18 protein-coding genes are annotated in these 17,714 nt (G+C 57.3%); 11 read left to right on the forward strand and 7 right to left on the reverse strand.

The features are described 5' to 3' along the window. Window positions 1-24: 24 nt before the first annotated feature. Complete coding sequence (gene uspG, locus GNG27_RS06410) at window positions 25-453, reverse strand: universal stress protein UspG (protein ID WP_142488651.1); 429 nt, start codon at window positions 451-453, stop codon at window positions 25-27. A gap of 225 nt (window positions 454-678) precedes the next feature. On the opposite strand from uspG, the gene GNG27_RS06415 reads away from it, so the two are divergent. Further along, window positions 679-1,917, forward strand: coding sequence for a zinc-dependent alcohol dehydrogenase (locus GNG27_RS06415; protein WP_156263186.1), 1,239 nt, complete (start codon window positions 679-681; stop codon window positions 1,915-1,917). Window positions 1,918-1,987: 70 nt separating this feature from the next. On the opposite strand, the gene rnk is transcribed toward GNG27_RS06415, so the two are convergent. Further along, window positions 1,988-2,398, reverse strand: coding sequence for a nucleoside diphosphate kinase regulator (gene rnk, locus GNG27_RS06420; RefSeq protein ID WP_142488653.1), 411 nt, complete (start codon window positions 2,396-2,398; stop codon window positions 1,988-1,990). Between the two features lie 410 nt (window positions 2,399-2,808). Here rnk and GNG27_RS06425 point away from each other — a divergent pair, with 410 nt between their 5' ends. Then, entirely contained in the window at window positions 2,809-3,429 is a 621-nt protein-coding gene (locus GNG27_RS06425; RefSeq protein WP_156263187.1) for a flavin reductase family protein, read from the forward strand. A 7-nt stretch (window positions 3,430-3,436) separates the two neighbouring features. On the opposite strand, the gene rna is transcribed toward GNG27_RS06425, so the two are convergent. Together rna and dcuC are read right to left on the reverse strand one after the other, a co-directional pair. After that, window positions 3,437-4,246, reverse strand: coding sequence for a ribonuclease I (gene rna, locus GNG27_RS06430; RefSeq protein WP_156263188.1), 810 nt, complete (start codon window positions 4,244-4,246; stop codon window positions 3,437-3,439). Window positions 4,247-4,334: 88 nt separating this feature from the next. Beyond that, window positions 4,335-5,708 (reverse strand): anaerobic C4-dicarboxylate transporter DcuC, encoded by a 1,374-nt coding sequence (dcuC, locus tag GNG27_RS06435; protein ID WP_142488656.1) that lies wholly within the window; start codon window positions 5,706-5,708, stop codon window positions 4,335-4,337. A 296-nt stretch (window positions 5,709-6,004) separates the two neighbouring features. Between dcuC and GNG27_RS06440 the strand changes: the two genes are divergently transcribed. The 7 genes from GNG27_RS06440 (at window position 6,005) to cspE (ending at window position 13,491) form a co-directional block, all read left to right on the forward strand. Beyond that, window positions 6,005-6,406: a hypothetical protein gene (locus GNG27_RS06440; RefSeq protein WP_142488657.1), complete on the forward strand. Its 402-nt coding sequence runs from the start codon at window positions 6,005-6,007 to the stop codon at window positions 6,404-6,406. A gap of 55 nt (window positions 6,407-6,461) precedes the next feature. Beyond that, window positions 6,462-6,776, forward strand: coding sequence for a copper-binding protein (locus GNG27_RS06445; RefSeq protein WP_156263189.1), 315 nt, complete (start codon window positions 6,462-6,464; stop codon window positions 6,774-6,776). Between the two features lie 11 nt (window positions 6,777-6,787). Then, entirely contained in the window at window positions 6,788-8,044 is a 1,257-nt protein-coding gene (locus tag GNG27_RS06450; RefSeq protein WP_156263190.1) for a TolC family protein, read from the forward strand. Then, window positions 8,041-9,240 carry an efflux RND transporter periplasmic adaptor subunit gene (locus GNG27_RS06455; RefSeq protein WP_156263191.1) on the forward strand — a complete coding sequence of 400 codons (1,200 nt, stop codon included), beginning with the start codon at window positions 8,041-8,043 and terminating at the stop codon, window positions 9,238-9,240. Before GNG27_RS06450 ends, GNG27_RS06455 begins: the two co-directional genes overlap by 4 nt. Next, window positions 9,237-12,353, forward strand: coding sequence for an efflux RND transporter permease subunit (locus GNG27_RS06460; protein ID WP_156263192.1), 3,117 nt, complete (start codon window positions 9,237-9,239; stop codon window positions 12,351-12,353). Before GNG27_RS06455 ends, GNG27_RS06460 begins: the two co-directional genes overlap by 4 nt. Window positions 12,354-12,515: 162 nt before the next feature. Then, the gene (pagP, locus tag GNG27_RS06465; RefSeq protein WP_156263193.1) at window positions 12,516-13,091 is read left to right on the forward strand and encodes a lipid IV(A) palmitoyltransferase PagP; all 576 of its coding nucleotides are present in this window, start codon (window positions 12,516-12,518) and stop codon (window positions 13,089-13,091) included. A gap of 190 nt (window positions 13,092-13,281) precedes the next feature. After that, window positions 13,282-13,491 carry a transcription antiterminator/RNA stability regulator CspE gene (cspE, locus tag GNG27_RS06470; RefSeq protein WP_002439184.1) on the forward strand — a complete coding sequence of 70 codons (210 nt, stop codon included), beginning with the start codon at window positions 13,282-13,284 and terminating at the stop codon, window positions 13,489-13,491. 220 nt (window positions 13,492-13,711) lie between these two features. On the opposite strand, the gene crcB is transcribed toward cspE, so the two are convergent. Next, the gene (gene crcB, locus GNG27_RS06475; protein ID WP_039031372.1) at window positions 13,712-14,095 is read right to left on the reverse strand and encodes a fluoride efflux transporter CrcB; all 384 of its coding nucleotides are present in this window, start codon (window positions 14,093-14,095) and stop codon (window positions 13,712-13,714) included. A 66-nt stretch (window positions 14,096-14,161) separates the two neighbouring features. On the opposite strand from crcB, the gene GNG27_RS06480 reads away from it, so the two are divergent. Both GNG27_RS06480 and tatE read left to right on the forward strand, forming a co-directional pair. Beyond that, window positions 14,162-14,950: a deaminated glutathione amidase gene (locus tag GNG27_RS06480; protein ID WP_142488663.1), complete on the forward strand. Its 789-nt coding sequence runs from the start codon at window positions 14,162-14,164 to the stop codon at window positions 14,948-14,950. A 126-nt stretch (window positions 14,951-15,076) separates the two neighbouring features. After that, window positions 15,077-15,277: a twin-arginine translocase subunit TatE gene (gene tatE / locus GNG27_RS06485; RefSeq protein ID WP_142488664.1), complete on the forward strand. Its 201-nt coding sequence runs from the start codon at window positions 15,077-15,079 to the stop codon at window positions 15,275-15,277. Between the two features lie 85 nt (window positions 15,278-15,362). Here the strand turns inward: tatE and lipA are convergent, their stop codons facing one another. Both lipA and GNG27_RS06495 read right to left on the reverse strand, forming a co-directional pair. Further along, entirely contained in the window at window positions 15,363-16,328 is a 966-nt protein-coding gene (lipA, locus tag GNG27_RS06490) for a lipoyl synthase (RefSeq protein WP_156263194.1), read from the reverse strand. 207 nt (window positions 16,329-16,535) lie between these two features. Further along, window positions 16,536-17,489: a YbeF family transcriptional regulator gene (locus GNG27_RS06495; RefSeq protein WP_156263195.1), complete on the reverse strand. Its 954-nt coding sequence runs from the start codon at window positions 17,487-17,489 to the stop codon at window positions 16,536-16,538. Window positions 17,490-17,714 lie beyond the last annotated feature (225 nt).

The following is a 17,714-nucleotide window of genomic DNA, read 5'->3' on the forward strand; positions in this document are numbered from 1 at the left end:
CTACCTGACGGTAGCCTCTTTTTTTTACCTTACCACCAGCACCGGTATATTGGCGTGGCCTACCACACTGGAGGCGTTCGAGCCCAGCAAATGTGTGGAGATCGACGGGTTGCGCGACCCGATCACCACGATATCGGCTTTCAGCTCGCTGGCCACCTCGTTCACCACGTCGCGCACATTACCAAAGCAGACATGGGTTCTGATCCGCGACGGGTCGATGCTGAAATGGCTGACCATCGTCTTCAGGCGGGTGTGCGCCTCCTGTTCGATATGCTCCTCGAAGCGGCGCATATCGGCGGCGAAGCGATGCAGCCCAAAAGTGGACGAGCCTGGTAAAACGTGCAGTAAGTGAATAATGCCATCCTGCTGCGCCAGGAATTCAGCGTGGCGAATCGCCTTGTCGCTCAACTCCATCTCAAAAACATCCACCGGCATAATAATCGTCTGGTACATAACCGTTTCTCCCTGTTTATTTACGCTTAATCCATTCAAACACAAAATATAATCAGATTCTGATAGCTCGCTGACACTTTTTAATATCGCCCCGCTTGTTGGCCTTTTGCCGTGCCGCTTTGATGCCAGGATTAATCCCAAAGCCGTGCAATTTCCCGGTATATCCCCGCTGATGGCTACCCTTTTAAGGTAAACCCGCATTTTTTCTCTGAATCCGGAGGTCGAATGAAAGCATTGACGTATCACGGACCACATAACGTTAAGGTTGAAACGGTACCCGATCCGGCCATTGAGCAAGCTGACGATATTATTCTGCGCATCACCGCCACCGCGATCTGCGGTTCTGATTTGCATCTCTACCACGGGAAGATACCTAAGGTAGAACATGGCGATATCTTCGGTCATGAGTTTATGGGTGAAGTGGTGGAGACCGGGCGAGACGTGAAAAATCTCACCAAGGGCGATCGGGTGGTGATCCCCTTTGTCATTGCCTGCGGCGATTGCTTTTTCTGCCGTATGCAGCAGTACGCCGCCTGTGAAAATAGCAACAGCGGCCAGGGCGCAGCGCTGAACAAAAAACAGATCCCGCCTCCGGCGGCGCTCTTCGGCTACAGCCATCTCTATGGCGGTGTACCCGGCGGCCAGGCGGAATACGTTCGCGTGCCAAAAGGCAACGTCGGACCCTTTAAGGTGCCGCCGCTGCTGTCGGATGATAAGGCCCTGTTCCTCTCGGACATCCTGCCCACCGCCTGGCAGGCCGCCAAAAATGCCCAGATTACTCAGGGCAGCAGCGTCGCGGTGTTCGGGGCCGGGCCGGTGGGGCTCCTGACCGTCGCCTGCGCGCGTTACCTCGGCGCCGAGCAGATTTTTATTGTCGATCATCACGACTACCGGCTGCGTTTTGCTCAGGATCGCTACGGCGCGATCCCCATTAACTTTGACCGCGACGACGATGCCGCAGAAAAAATCATCGAGCAGACCCGGGGCCAGCGCGGGGTGGATGCGGTCATTGATGCGGTCGGCTTTGAGGCCAAAGGGAGCACAACTGAAACCGTGCTGACCAACCTCAAACTTGAAGGCAGCAGCGGTAAAGCGCTGCGGCAGTGTATCGCCGCGGTACGGCGCGGGGGGATCGTCAGCGTGCCGGGCGTCTATGCCGGCTTTATTCACGGTTTCCTGTTTGGCGACGCTTTCGACAAAGGGCTCACCTTTAAAATGGGGCAGACCAACGTTCACGCCTGGCTGGGGGAACTGTTGCCGCTTATCGAGCAGGGACTGATCACGCCGGAAGAGATCGTCACTCACTATATGCCGTTTGAAGAGGCGGCCCGCGGCTACGAGATCTTTGATAAACGTCAGGAAGATTGCCGGAAGATCATTCTGGTGCCCGGGGCACAAAGTGCGGAAGTGGCAAAAGAGCGGGTTACCGGGCTGGTCAACCCTATGCCGGGCGGCGTTATCTGATAGCGAGGGGCGGAAAGAGGATGCCCTGGCATCCTCTGGGCAAAGCGGGTTAACGCTTGTTCAGATGGGATCAGCGCAGGTATTCGCCCGCGGCTTCAGGCTGCCAGATAAGTTCCAGCACCTCCAGATGCGTGGCGGTACCGCCTGGCAGTTCCCAGTGGATGGTATCGCCGGTACGCAGGCCGATGAGTGCTGCGCCCACCGGGGCCAGGACCGACAGCTGCGTGCTGCTGTCGGTCATCTGCGCCGGATAGACCAGCGTGCGGGTGCGGACTTCCCCGGTAGCCAGATCGCGAAACTTCACCTGACTGTTCATGGTCACCACGTCAGCGGGCATGTCCTGCGGAGCGCACATCTGCGCGCGATCCAGTTCGTCGTTCAAAGCGCTGGCGACGGGCAGCGAGGCAAAAGCCGGTTGCTCCAGCAGGCGGTCGATACGCTCAGCATCGAGTTCGTTAATGATGATTGTGGGTCTGGACATTATTTACTCCATGTCGTTCATGCTGCGACAACCGCAGAAGAGATGCCAAAAGAAAACCCTCGCCATCCGGTAGCGAGGGTTTAACTCTGTCTGATAATACTGAGTCTGTGCCCCGGTTTGAAGTGATGCTTGTCACATTCATGGTGTGGATGTAGTCCGCAAGCGTCAACTGGGTCGTTAGTATGAAATTTAGCCAAAAAAGGTGATCCTTCGCCAATTTGGATTATCCTTCTAAGGCGCAGGTTATGTAGCGTGACACACCCATAACAGCAGAACAACGAAGACTGTAGCACTAAATTCAGTCTTACTTTTCTACGGATTGCGTTACGCTGATCCCCTTGGGGCAGGGGGATGAGCGAAGCGTAATCCGTGCCTGCCGGTCTTTATTCCCGAATTTCCCAGAGAGCACTATGTACTTTTATCAACCTTCCCAGGGACACGGCCTGCCGCACGACCCGTTAAACGCTATTATTGGACCCCGCCCGATTGGCTGGATTGCCTCCTGCGATGCCGAAGGACGCCCGAATCTGGCGCCGTACAGCTTCTTTAACTGCTTTAACTACCATCCGCCGATTATCGGCTTCGCCAGCACCGGCTGGAAAGACAGCGTGCGCAATATTGTTGAGACCGGGGAGTTTGTCTGGAATCTCACCACCCGCGAGCTGGCCAGCGCCATGAATGAAACCTCCGCCAGCCTGCCGCACGGCGAAGATGAGTTTTTACGTGCCGGCCTCACCAAAGCCGAAAGTCGGGTGGTGAAGGTACCGCGCGTCGCGCAAAGCCCGGTCAACTTTGAATGCCGCCTGTCGCAGTGCATCCAGCTGACGGCGGCGAACGGTGCGGATATCGACACCTGGCTGGTGCTGGGGGAGGTGGTCGGGATCCACATTGATGAAAGCCTGCTGCATGACGGCATCTATCAGACGGCAAAAGCGCAGCCGGTACTGCGCGCGGGTGGCCCGACGGCGTACTTCGCCATCGGTGAGGATCAGCGTTTTGATCTGGTACGCCCGGATGCGCGAAAAGCCTGAGACACTCTCAGTAGCCGATCTTGTCGATTACAAACTGTTTGCCGCAGTTACCCGGGTGCGGTTGGGCGATAAATGAGCGGGTTGTCAGTGGAGCGTTGATGCTGGCGGCGGTAAGCGTGAGCTGCACTTCGGTGAGCCAGGCCGGGTTGCCGCTGCAGCTAAGCTTGACGGCTTTGACCGTCTCCGGACCCCAGCTTCTGGCGACCGCGGCGTCGAAGGCGCTGCGGGTGACGGTTTTACCGTAGTTTGCCGCCAGGAACTGCCCAAGCGGGCTGGCCTTCACTTCCTGATTCATGCGCACCATGGTGCCGAAATACGCATCGGGATCGAAGCCGAAGCAGACGCCGTGTTTGGCATATTCGTAACGCTCCAGACAGGAGTTACCGCCTGCGCCAGGCATTACCTCATTCAGCTTTGCGGCCCCCGTCAGCGATAATCCGGTTTCGGCGGCGTCACATTTACGGCTAGCTTTAGCCTCCGGCATATTGGGGATCGGGCGAGTGGCGCAGCCATAGCGCATCCAGCGGCGATCGTCGACCCCGCGTGCGGCAATAGATTTAGGTAGGCCCGGCCACAGGCCATGAACGGTGAGGATCGTTGTTTTATCGTCACGCTCTTTTTGCAGGCGACACTCGTCGGGCGCGGCGCGATTGCGGTCATGCAGGCTCTGGCAAAAGCCGGACTGCCATGAGAGCGCCAGCACGTAGCGATCAAAGTCCGCGTATTGTGTCGCCTGAAGCGGGGCTGCCCGCGCCGGAAGAGCGCACAGTACTGCAGCGGTTGCGCTGATAGCGAAAACGAAATCCTTTCTGAACATGTCAATTCCTGGTGGTTGGAAGCAGGGCGTTGCTGGGAATGATTAAAGCACAAAAAGCGCCCGCAGGCGCTTTATGCTGTGAGGGGTATTAACCGACGGCGGTGCCTGGCACCAGCACTTCCGTGGCGATAATCACAATGACCAGCCCGACGAGGACCGGAACAGAGGTCCGTTTTACCACTTCGAATGGCGAGATTTTCGCCATCCCGGCGACGGCCACTACCACGCCGGAGACCGGGGAGATAGTACGGCCCAGGTTGGAGGCCTGCAGCATCGGGATGGTGAGGTATGCCGGGTTAATCCCGGAAGAGTGCGCCAGTTTCGGGATCATCTCCACGAAGGCATAGAAGGGGGCGTTGCCGGAACCGGTGGTCATCGCCGCCAGCATGGTCAGCACCACCAGCACCATCATCAGGATAATGCTCGCCGAGCCGAACGACGTGGCGATGGAGATCAGGCTCTGGATAAAGCCGATGGTGCTCAGCCCCTGGGCAAAGACCCCGGCCGCCACCAGCAGCATCACCACGCCGGCGAAGGCATCCGCCATGCCGCGATACGCCACTTCCAGACCGCTAAACACCTTCTGGGTATTGAAGCCGCGCACAAATTCCAGTACTGCCGCCAGCAGCATGCAGATCACCAGAATGGTGATGATATGCAGCTCCGGCCCCCATTTACCGTCGAAAATCAGCACGCCGACGATCGGCGTAAACGGCAGGATGGCGTAGAACGACGGAGCCGTGGTGGTGATTTCGCTGACGTCGAGTCTTTCGTGAGAGATGTTCTCTTTTTTATCGAGGTAGCGCTGCCAGAAGAAGTGCGCAATCGCCATGCCGATGATGGCGGCAATGGAGATCGGCAGGGTGGTTTTAAACGCGAAGTCGATCAGCGGCATCTCGGCGGCTTTGGCGGCCAGCACCACGTCACCGGAGGTTGGGGAGAGAATAATCGCTGCCGGGGAGGCACAGATTGCCGCCGCCGCGCCGCGGCTGATCCCCACGTTGACCATTACCGGGAACAGGGTCGCCATCAGCAGCACGCCCAGGCCCGTTGCTGACGACACGGCCAGCGACATCAGACAGGCGACGAAATAGGCGGCGATCATCAGCAGGTAAGGGGAGTTGATATAGCTCAGCGGCTTCGAGGCCAGCTTGACCACCATATCGTTGGCACCGATGTGGGTCATGTAGGCGGCAAACCCACAGAGCATCATGATCATCATCCCCAGATCGCCACCGCGGCTCATCAGCAGGATTTTGATGTATTCGACGATGTCGGTTGCGGTGTAGCCGGTACTGGTGGCGCTGGACGGCAGCACCTTATGGCCCATCAGGGCGCTGACGATCAGCAGGACAAGGCCGCCGACAAACAGCACGCCGGTGGCGGAGTAGCCTTTGATGATGTAGCGCGCGACGCCGACAATGACAACCACCCCGATCAGGAGCTCGATAAACGTTAGCATGGATCCCTCAGTTCCCGACGCCCCAGAGCGAAAGGAGAAATTAGCAATGAAATTAAGGTGACAAAATGTGCCGAAATAATGGACCGGCCTCGCTGACCAAAATCAATAAAACGACTACTAAAGAGGTATCCAGGCCGATTTAGCTGCTGTTGTAGCGCTAATGGGGGCGTGTTGGTCCTGTCCTGGGTCCAGGACTGTAATAACCTTACAAAAAGTAAATAAATTTAAAACGGCTTTTATCTCAGCAATATCCCTGCGTATACTCAGGTCTCTTTTTACAACCTCAAGACGCTGTTATGCCTGCCAGCTGGATCTTTCGACTGCGCTATCTGAAAAAACATCTGCTGATGCTGATGTTCGCTTTCGGCTGGCTGTTGATCCAGAGTCAGGTGGCGGTGGCCTCACACGACTGCACCATCAATGTGCAGGGCGAGACGGCCTCTATTCAGCATCTGGACATGATGGCGATGCCGCAGCATCACGCCGCGCCTGCGCCGTCGGGGCTGTGTGATAAGCACTGCGTGCCGGAGCAGGTGCAAAAAGACACGGGGCATTCACAGCTGGTGGCGCTGCCTGCGGCCATGACCGTGACCCTCAATGAACCGGACTGCGTCGCTGTGGCGTCGTCGTCCCGCGTCGTCACTCCGCCCGCCGTGGGGCCGCCGGCAACGATCCGTTTTTGCCGGTTCCGGGAATAAACAGACCTGTTAATTCGTTGATTTAGTTTCAATTACGTTTAACAGGAGCTTTACCATGCGTGCTTTACTCTTTTCCGCGCTGCTTGGCGCGTGCATTACCCTTTCTTCATTTTCCGTTCAGGCGACGGAGAGTCCCTCCCCAGTGACCCCGCAGTGGCAGGGACAGGGCGTTGTCCGGGCGATCGACGCGAAGACGTTGCTTATCCAGCATGACGCAATCCCGGCCCTGAAGTGGCCCGCGATGACCATGCCGTTTGCCTTTTCAGCCGATGTTGACCTCAGCGCCGTGAAACCGGGCGAGCCGGTGACATTTACGCTGGTGCGGGCCGGTGACGGCTTTCAGATAATCTCGCTCACGCCGCTGCGCTAAGCGAGGATCCCATGAAAACAGCAACACTGAGCACCTGGCTCGGTGGGGTGATGCTCGGGCTCATCAGTGCGGCCGGGCAGGCCGCACCCTGGACGCTCGATCAAACCCTGGCCGAAGCCCAACGCTACTCTGCGGCCCTGTCCGCCAGCCGTAATGAGGCCCGGGCGCTGGATGCGATGGCGGATTCCGCTACCCAGCTACCCGATCCGAAACTGAAGTTCGGCATTGAAAACGTGCCGGTGCAGGGCAGCAACGATCGCCGCTTCACCCGGGAAGGGATGACCATGCAGCGGGTCGGTATCATGCAGAGCTACGTCAGCCATGAAAAGCGGGCGCGCAAGGCGCAAACCCTGCAGGCTCAGGCCCGGGGCGTGCTGGCGAAAGCGGACGCGGTGCGCGCCGCCCTCCAGCGGGATACCGCCCAGGCCTGGCTGGAGCTGGCCCTGGCGCAGCAGGGGCTGAACATGGCAGATCGGCTGGTCGATGAGACGGCGCGGCAGCTGAACGTGCAGAAGGCCAGCGTCGGGGCCGGGAGCGCCAGCCCCGACAGTGTGCTGGCCCTGCGCATGACCCTCAGCGCCATGCGCGACAAAGCCACCCTGGCAGGACGTGACGTTCGGCTGGCGCAAAGCCGGTTGCTGCAGCTCACCGGCCAGCAGGTCGAGGACGTGCAGGGGCCGCTGCCGCGCTATCAGCGTCTGCCTGCCGACGTTATCCAGCTCGAAGAGGCCATCGCCCATCACCCGGAAGTGGAGGCCGCACAGCGTGAGGCTGAGACTGCCAAAGCCCGCTCGGCGCAGTCGGCGGTAGCGGCGATCCCGGATGTGGATGTCGAGGTGTTCTACGCCCATCGTGCCGAAGGCTATGACGATATGGCCGGGGTGATGTTCACGGTCGATCTGCCCCTGTTCCAGTCGCGACGCCAGGACAAGGACTACGCCGCGGAGGTCTCCCGCTCCCTGCAGGCGGTGGATGAACTGACACTGATAAAGCGTGAGCACATCGCCCAGGTACAGTCGCTGGTAGCCCAGTACCAGGCCGCGCAGACGCTGTGGCAGCGCCAGCGCGAAGAGGTGCTGCCGTTACAGCATCAGCGCCTGGCGGTGCTGAATGCGCAATATCGTTCGGGTCAGTCAGCGCTGCCCGCCCTGCTCGAGGCACGCCGCAGCGTGCTGGACAGCGAACTGGCAGCCAATCAGGCCGAGCGCGAGATGGCGCGCACCTGGGCTGCGATCCAATGGTTAATCCCCCAGGAGTTGGCACAATGAAAATCACATTCCGGGTCGCCGTGCCTTTGGCATTGCTGCTGGCTGCTGGCGGCTATTTCGCCGGGCAGCGTCACGCTTCACACGGGGTAGCGTCGGCGCCTGCCGAACGCAAGGTGCTCTACTGGTACGATCCCATGGTGCCGGGCCAGCGTTTTGATAAGCCGGGGCGTTCGCCGTTTATGGATATGGATCTCGTGCCGCGCTATGCCGATGAGGAAGATGCGCCAGCAGGCGTGGGGATCAGCGCCGCCCAACAGCAAAATCTGGGCATGAAGACCGCTCGCGTAGCGCGGCGTCAGCTGGCCCAACCCTTCTCCGCCTTTGCGACCATCGCCGCTGATGAACGCAGCGTCACGGTGCTCTCTGCTCCTGCCGCAGGCGTGGTGACGAAGCTGTATGTCCGGGCACCGCTCCAGCAGGTAAAAGCCGGTGAGGCGCTGGCGCAGCTGTGGATCCCCCAGTGGACGCAGGCGCAGCAGGAGTATCTGGCTGTGCGCGCGCTGGGCGATGCGGCGTTAAGCGCTGCCGCCCGGGAGCGCCTGAAGCTGCAGTTTATGCCCGAGGAGGTGATCCGCGCTCTGGAGCGCAGCGGAAAACCGCAGACCTCGCTGCTCCTCAGGGCGCAGCAGGCCGGCTATGTGGCAAAACTGGACGTGCGCGAAGGCGTGCAGGTGGCGGCAATGACCGCGTTGTTCGAAATGGCGCGTCTCGATCCGGTCTGGCTGGTGGTGGATTATCCTCAGTCGCAGGCGCAGGCCCTGAGCGTCGGCAGCGAGATGGTGGCGACCTCTGAGAGCTTCCCCGGGATGCGTTTTCACGGGCGGGTCAGCGAGCTGCTGCCGCAGATGGATATCGCCACCCGCACCCTGAAGGCGCGAATACTGGTGGACAATCCGCAGCAGCAGCTGAAGCCGGGTATGTTCCTGACGGTCTCCCGGGCGCAGTCGGCGGCGGGGGAACCGGTGCTGGCCGTGCCGGAAGAGGCGGTTATCGATACCGGGAACAGTAAACGCCTGCTGCTTGCCAGCGGCAACGGCTATTTTCAGCCGGTGAACGTGGAGACCGGGCTGACCGCGCAGGGGTGGACCGAAATCCGCTCCGGCGTGCAGGAGGGGGACGAGGTCGTCACCTCCGGACAGTTCCTGATCGACTCCGAAGCCAGCCTGCGCAGCGTGCTGCCGGAGGTGACGCAATGATTGCGGCGGTAATTAAAGCCTCTCTGCGTAACCGGCTACTGGTGATCCTCGCGGCCCTGGTCATGGCGGGGTGGGGGATCTGGGCGGTGCAGCGGGCGCCGCTGGATGCGCTGCCGGATCTGTCGGACGTGCAGGTGATTGTCCGCGCCAGTTTCCCGGGCAAAGCGCCGCAGGTGATTGAAGATCAGGTGACCTGGCCCCTGACGACCTCGATGCTCTCCGTACCCGGCGCGAAAACGGTGCGCGGGTTCTCGATGTTTGGCGATGCGTATGTCTACGTGCTGTTTGAGGACGGAACCGATCTCTATTGGGCGCGATCGCGGGTGCTGGAGTATTTAAGCCAGGTCCAGTCGCAGCTGCCGGCCGGGGGGAACGTCGCCCTGGGCCCGGATGCGACCGGGGTGGGCTGGATCTACGAATATGCCCTGATCGACCGCAGCGGCAAACACAGCCTAGCCGATCTGCGTGCCATTCAGGACTGGACCCTGAAATTTGAGCTCAAAAGCGTGGTGAATGTGTCGGAGGTGGCCAGCATCGGCGGCATGGTGCGTCAGTATCAGGTGATTGCCGATCCGGAAAAAATGCGGGCCCTGAACATCACCCACGCGCAAATCGTCACGGCGTTGCAGGCGGCCAACAAAGAGAGCGGGGGAGCCCTGCTTGAGAAGGGCGAGGCGGAGTACATGGTGCGCACCACCGGCTATCTGCAAAGCCTGGAGGATTTTCGCCACGTGGTGATTGCCTCCCGTGACGGAGTGCCTATTCTGCTGGGGGATGTGGCGAGCGTCGGCTATGGCCCCGAGATCCGCCGGGGTGTGGCCGAGCTGAATGGCGAAGGCGAAGTGGCGGGTGGCGTGGTGGTGATGCGCTACGGCCAGAACGCGCTGGAGACGCTGCATGCGGTCAAAGCGAAGCTGGCTGAGCTGCAAAAAACGCTGCCCGCAGGGGTGGAGATCGTCCCGGTTTACGATCGCTCGACGCTCATTGAGGACGCCGTCGAAACGCTCACCCACAAGCTGCTCGAAGAGTTTGTGGTAGTGGTGCTGGTCTGCGCCCTGTTCCTGTTCCATTTCCGTTCGGCGCTGGTGGCAGTGGTCTCGCTGCCGCTGGGCATTCTGGGCGCGTTCGTGGTGATGCACTATCAGGGGATCAACGCCAACATTATGTCTCTCGGAGGGATCGCCATTGCCATTGGCGCGATGGTCGATGCGGCAATTGTGATGATCGAGAATATGCACAAGGTGCTGGAGCAGTGGCGTCACGACAACCCGGGTCAGGAGCCGACCTCAGCCGAATACTGGCGGCTGACGGAGCGCGCGGCTATCGACGTGGGCCCGGCGCTGTTTTGCAGTCTGCTGATCATCACCCTGTCGTTTATACCGGTCTTTTCGCTGGAGGCGCAGGAAGGGCGACTGTTCGCGCCGCTGGCGTTCACCAAGACATGGGCGATGGCGGTGGCGGCGGGGCTGGGGATCACGCTGGTGCCGGTGCTGATGGGGTATTTCATTCGCGGGCGCATCCCGGATGAGAAAGCAAACCCTATCAACCGGGTGTTGATCCGCCTGTATGAGCCGCTGCTGGACAGGGTGCTGCGCTTTCCGAAGATGGCGCTGGCGCTGGCGGTGCTCCTGTTGCTGGTCACGCTCTGGCCGCTGAGCCGGCTGGGCAGCGAGTTTATGCCGCCGCTCAACGAGGGTGATCTGCTGTATATGCCATCAACCCTGCCGGGGATCTCGGCCCGGGAAGCGGCCCGGCTGCTGCAACAGACGGACCGGCTGATTAAAAGCGTGCCGGAAGTGGCGACGGTATTCGGCAAGGCCGGGCGGGGGGAGACGGCAACCGATCCGGCACCGCTAACCATGCTGGAGACGACCATTCACTTTAAGCCGCGCGACCAGTGGCGACCGGGCATGACGCCGGAGAAGCTGGTTGAAGAGCTGGATCGCACCGTTCAGCTGCCGGGCATTGCCAACGTCTGGGTGCCGCCGATCCGCAACCGGCTCGACATGCTGGCGACCGGGATCAAAAGCCCGGTAGGGATCAAGGTCAACGGCAATAATCTTGCAGATATTGAACGTGTTGCGCAGCAGATTGAGCAGGTGGTGAAGCAGGTGCCGGGCGTGACCTCGGCGCTGGCGGAGCGGCTGGCGGGCGGGCGTTACGTTGATATCCGTATCGATCGCCAGAAGGCAGCGCGCTATGGCGTCTCGGTGGAGGAATTGCAGGGTATGGTCGCCACGCTGGTGGGGGGCGATAAGGTGGGTGAGGTGATCCTTGGCCGTGAACGTTATCCCATCAATCTGCGCTATCCCCGCGACAGCCGGGATTCTGTCGATAAGCTGCGGGCATTGCCGGTGGTGACGGCCAACGGCAACCAGATTGCGCTGGGCGACCTGGCGGAGATCCTGATAACCGAGGGGCCACCGATGCTGAAAAGTGAAAATGCCCGACTTTCGAACTGGATCTACGTGGATCTGCGCGGGCGCGATCTTAAATCGGCAGTGGAAGAGATGCAGCAGCGGGTAAACCAGGAGGTTATATTGCCGCAAGGGGTCTCGCTCGCCTGGTCCGGGCAGTTTGAATATCTCGAGCGGGCCACCGCGAAGCTAAAAATAGTGCTGCCGGTCACCCTGGGGATTATATTTATCCTGCTCTGGCTGACCTTTAAGCGTATTTCAGATGTCCTTATCATCATGGGAACATTACCTTTTTCTCTTATCGGTGGCGTCTGGTTATTATGGCTTCTGGAATATAACCTGTCGGTGGCAGGCGCTGTCGGTTTTATTGCTCTGGCAGGCGTGTCGGCAGAGTTTGGCGTTATTATGGTGCTCTATCTTAATCAGGCGTTAAATAAATATCGGACGCGCGATGATGATGAGGAAAATACATTATTAATTCAGGCCATTCACGAAGGCGCCGTTTTGCGCGTGCGCCCCAAGGTGATGACCGTTGCTACCATCATGGCCGGTCTGCTGCCGGTGATGTGGGGTGGAGGCAGTGGGGCAGAGGTGATGCAGCGCATTGCTGCGCCGATGATAGGCGGCATGGTGAGCGCGCCGCTGTTATCAATGTTGATTATTCCTGCGCTGTATAAGTTATTGCATCAACGTTAATTTTTCTAAATGGCGTCTTAACTATTTTAAGGCGCTCTCTTTTTCCTGGGAGTATTCTGATTAAATTAAGTAAACAATTAAGATAATGACCAATGCCGTCTGGATCCCATTCAACTATTCTATGCGAGAACACGCAGCGAATATGAAAATGGTAATAAGATCGTGACAGTTGTTAATAAGTCTTTCCTTGTTTCTTCTTTTATTTTTGCTCAGTTGACTTTTTCAACTGTGGCAATGGCTAAAGACGTTCCTCCTCTCAGAGCCTGGGTCAAAACTATCCACAACGATATGATTGAAACCTGGGAAGAACCTCAACATTACGATCTCTACGTGCCAGCGATTACCTGGCATGCCCGCTTCGCGTACGACAAGGAGAAGACCGATCGCTACAATGAGCGGCCGTGGGGCGCGGGCTTTGGTCAGTCACGCTGGGATGAAAAAGGCAACTGGCATGGCCTTTACGCGATGGCGTTTAAAGACTCTTACAATAAATGGGAGCCTATTGCGGGCTACGGCTGGGAGAAAACCTGGCGACCGCTGGCCGATGATAATTTCCATCTGGGCCTTGGCTTTACCGCCGCCGTCACGGCGCGCGATAACTGGAATTACATCCCCGTTCCGCTGGTCTTGCCGCTGGCCTCGGTAGGGTACGGCCCGGCCACTTTCCAGATGACCTATATCCCGGGCACCTATAACAACGGCAACGTCTACTTCGCCTGGATGCGCTTCCAGTTTTAACTGAAAAAACTTTACGTAGCGGTGATTTAATAGCCACTTGTTGAATCGTAAAGGATAAAAATTGGGGGGCAAAAATTAACGCGACTTTTGTCACTTTTCTTCAAAAAGGCGCTGGACAAAACCGCTCACAATTGTTGTACTGATACCCGACACAGCATTTGTGTCCAATTTTCATGTAAAGGTAATTTTGATGTCTAAGATTAAAGGTAACGTTAAGTGGTTTAATGAATCCAAAGGATTCGGTTTCATTACTCCGGAAGATGGCAGCAAAGACGTGTTCGTACACTTCTCTGCAATCCAGAGCAATGGTTTCAAAACCCTGGCTGAAGGTCAGCGCGTTGAGTTTGAAATCACTAACGGTGCCAAAGGCCCTTCTGCTGCTAACGTCATCGCTCTGTAATTCAGACGAGACCAGCAAGAATTTCAAAACCCGCTCCCTGAGCGGGTTTTTTTCGTTTTGGCTCAGCTGAACAAGTACAGTCTCAAAAAGCTGGCAAGAATCGCTACGCTCAGTACGAACATCCCCGCATTTGTTATTTTCTCTTTCATTGCGTCACCCTCAGTGTATGTGGTGACAGGTTGCCTGAGAAAAATTAAGCCAACATTAAGGCCCGCGTCTTTTAGTGAGCATTCACCGCAGAAATTAACCAAAATGCGAGCGCGGTCATCATTAGCGAACCCAGCAGATTGACCGCAATGTTCAGGAGCGCCCAGGCCGCACGTCCATCCTGCAACAGAAACACCACCTCTGCGGAGAACGTTGAAAAGGTAGTCAGCCCGCCGCAAAAGCCGGTGGTGATAAGGACTTTCCAGACAGGATCGATATGGGTCATTCGGTTGAACCACGCCAGACCCAGCCCAATGATAAAAGCGCCGAGAAGATTGGCCGTAAGGGTGCCGAACGGGATCTGCTGGTGCAGAGGGTTAAACCGCATGCTCAACAGCCAGCGCGCCACGCTTCCTGTGCCCCCACCGATAAAAACAGCTAAAAGAAGTTGAAACACGAACAATACCTGCTATCTGATGTGTAAGGACTCTGAGTGTAACGCCGTTTGAGGTAAGGGGAAAATATGCACGTTGCGGTTGGACAATTTGCAGTAACGGCAAACTGGCAAAAAAATGCCGAAACCTGCGTGTCCCTGATGGCGCAGGCAGCAGCGCAGGGGGCTTCGCTGCTGGTACTGCCTGAAGCGCTACTGGCCCGCGATGATAACGATCCCGACCTGTCCGTGAAGTCGGCCCAGCCGCTGGACGGCGGCTTTTTAACGATGCTGATGGCAGAGAGTGCCCGGAACCAGATGACCACGGTGCTGACCGTGCATGTCCCGTCAACCGCAGGAAGGGCGATAAACACCCTCGTCGCTCTGCGTGACGGCAGGATAGTTGAGCAGTACGCCAAGCTGCATCTTTACGATGCGTTCAGTATCCGGGAATCCCGGCTGGTCGATGCGGGAACGCGTGTGCCGCCGCTAATCGAAATCGACGGGATTCGTCTGGGGTTGATGACCTGCTACGATTTGCGCTTCCCGGAGATGGCGTTGAACCTGGCGCTGGCGGGGGCGGACGTGTTGGTCCTGCCAGCGGCGTGGGTCAGAGGGCCGCTCAAGGAGCACCACTGGGCAACGCTGCTGGCGGCCCGGGCGCTGGACACCACCTGCTATGTGGTGGCAGCAGGGGAGTGCGGTAACAAAAATATTGGTCAGAGCCGCATTATCGATCCCCTGGGCGTGACCATTGCGGCTGCAGCTGAGGGGCCGGCGCTGCTGTTAGCGGAGATTAGCCGGGAACGCGTTACCCTGGCGCGTCAGCAGCTGCCGGTCCTGCGCAACCGGCGCTTCGCGCCTCCGCAATTATTATGACGTTTTTTAAACAACGCTTGATTCACCTTGTTACAGATTGCTATTGTGTGCGGGCGTCAAATGACCGTTAATAACGTCGGGTTTTTTAGGCGCGAAACGCAGCCTGTTTACGTCAAGAAGGTATCTATGGGTGAGATTAGTATTACCAAACTGCTGGTGGTAGCCGCACTGGTTGTCCTGCTGTTTGGTACCAAGAAATTACGTACGCTGGGCGGAGACCTGGGTGCTGCCATCAAAGGCTTTAAGAAGGCGATGAACGACGATGACGCCACGGCGAAGAAAGCCGATGCGGATATCGCCACTGAGAAACTCTCGCACAAAGAGTAACGGCCACGCCTCATGGCTTGCGATAGAAAAAAACCGGCTCAGGCCGGTTTTTTTATGGGTGAACTGTAAACTTTTGTGACGGGGTTTACTTCACTTCTTCGCCTTTCGCCTGCATATCGGCATGGTAGGACGAACGAACGAACGGACCGCAGGCAGCATGGGTGAAGCCCATCGCCATCGCTTCGGCTTTCATTTCATCAAACTCTTCCGGGCTCACGTAGCGCTGGACCGGCAGGTGGTGGCGGCTTGGCTGCAGATACTGGCCCAGCGTCAGCATGGTGACGCCGTGGCGACGCAGGTCGCGCATCACTTCAACGATCTCTTCGTTGGTTTCACCCAGACCGACCATCAGACCGGATTTGGTTGGGATCTCCGGATGCGCTTCTTTAAAACGCTCCAGCAGTTTCAGCGACCAGTTGTAATCGGCACCCGGACGAACCTGACGATAGAGACGCGGCACGTTTTCCAGGTTGTGGTTAAACACGTCCGGCGGGGTAGCGTTGAGGATATCCAGCGCACGATCCATACGGCCACGGAAGTCAGGAACCAGCGTCTCAATTTTAATGGACGGGCTTTTTTCCCGAATGGCAGAGATACAGTCGGCAAAGTGCTGTGCACCGCCGTCGCGCAGATCGTCGCGGTCAACGGAGGTGATAACCACATAGCGCAGCGCCATGTCAGCAATGGTCTGTGCCAGTTTCTGTGGCTCATTAGCGTCAGGGGTAACAGGACGACCGTGGGCAACGTCACAGAACGGGCAGCGGCGGGTACAAATCGCGCCGAGGATCATGAAGGTCGCGGTGCCGTGGTTAAAACATTCAGCAAGGTTCGGGCAGGAGGCCTCTTCACAAACGGAGTGAAGGCCGTTTTTGCGCATCGCTGCTTTGATTCCCTGAATACGCGAAGAGTCCGCCGGAAGTTTGATCTTCATCCAGGCCGGTTTTCTTAACAGCGCTTCGCGCTCCGTAGCCACGTTTTTAACCGGGATTAGGGCCATTTTATCGGCATCGCGGTATTTAACACCACGTTCCATCACAATGGGTTTACTCATAGCGTGCGTCTTCCAGTTGCGAAAATCGAAGGAAAGCGTTTCAATTCAAGGGAATGTTGTATTTATCAACTATTTTTGAACGAACGACAGGCAGTATATCATTGATACGGACGATAAAGCAGCCTGCCCGGTCGCCAAATTGTAAAATAGTTGTTGTTTAGTGCCTTTTGTGTGGGGCAGCACGGCTTTGCAGGGGATAACCCCTTTTCAGAAGGCCTGGCGGATAACGTTGATCAGGTTTTCCAGCACAGGGTCACGCAGGCTCAGCTTGTTGTAATACAGCGAGATTTCAACGCATTCTGCATTGAGTGGGGCGAAGGGGATCTGCTCCAGCGGCCAGCAGTGGCGTACCAGGTTAAACAGGCGCTCCGGGATGATACCAATCAGATCGCTGCTGCCGATCAGGGCGGCAATCGTAAAAAGATTGTAACTGCTGAAGTTGACCTGCTTTTCCGGGAAAATATCGTTAATGCGTTGCCGCAGGCCATTCAGGTTTTGTCCTTCCAGCATCAGCAACGTTTGCTCGTAGTGCTGCAGATTTTCAACCGTGGCGGCCTGGCTCAGGGCTGGATGGTGTTTACGGCAGATCAACAGTAGCCTGTCAGCGAAGAGTACGTTGTGGCTCAGGGCGCGGGCATTAAGGGCGTTACTGTCGACAATCAGGTCGGTCTGGAACTGACCCAGCTGCGTCTCGGCGTCATTGACCGAAATATTACGCAGCATCAGGTGTGGCGCATGCGTCTTTACGGCCTGGTAGATCGGCGGCAGAACCAGCGCGCCCACGGTCGGGGTGGTACCAATAGTGATAGTGCGCTGCTTATCGTAGCTGCCGGTTAAATCCAGCGCCCCGAGAATCGACTCCAGGCCCTGGCTGATGTATTCGTGCAGATGCGTGGCGTAGGCGGTTGGCGTCACGCCCTGGCCTTTGCGAATGAATAACGGGTCCGGGAAAATTGTCCGTAATTTTTGTATGGACTGGCTTATTGCCGAGGGAGTGAGATTAAGAATTTTCGCAGCATTAACGATCCCTTTGTGAACATACACCGCCTCAAAAATCGTCAATAAGTTGAGATCAATATTGCGTAAAGTCCGAAAAATTTGTGGTTTTGCTTCAATGCCTGGTTCACTCAAGCGCTTTTCTGAAGAATTATTATTATCCACGCTATTCCTCCCTTTTCATTCACAATATAAATAATAGTTGAATTTAAATAATGTGCTTATTGTTATGGATAAACTGCTTTCGAGGGTTAATCTTTTTAAGTAAAATCATTGGGTTGTCTAATATTTGCGCAGGCGTGATCCGTGCCAGTCGGTTGGCCATGCCGGAGCAGACAATAGATAAATGCTTATACGCAGGCGCGTTACGGTCTTTTTGAAAATATTGAA

This window comes from Leclercia sp. 119287 (assembly GCF_009734485.1).
GTDB lineage: Bacteria > Pseudomonadota > Gammaproteobacteria > Enterobacterales > Enterobacteriaceae > Enterobacter > Enterobacter adecarboxylatus_C.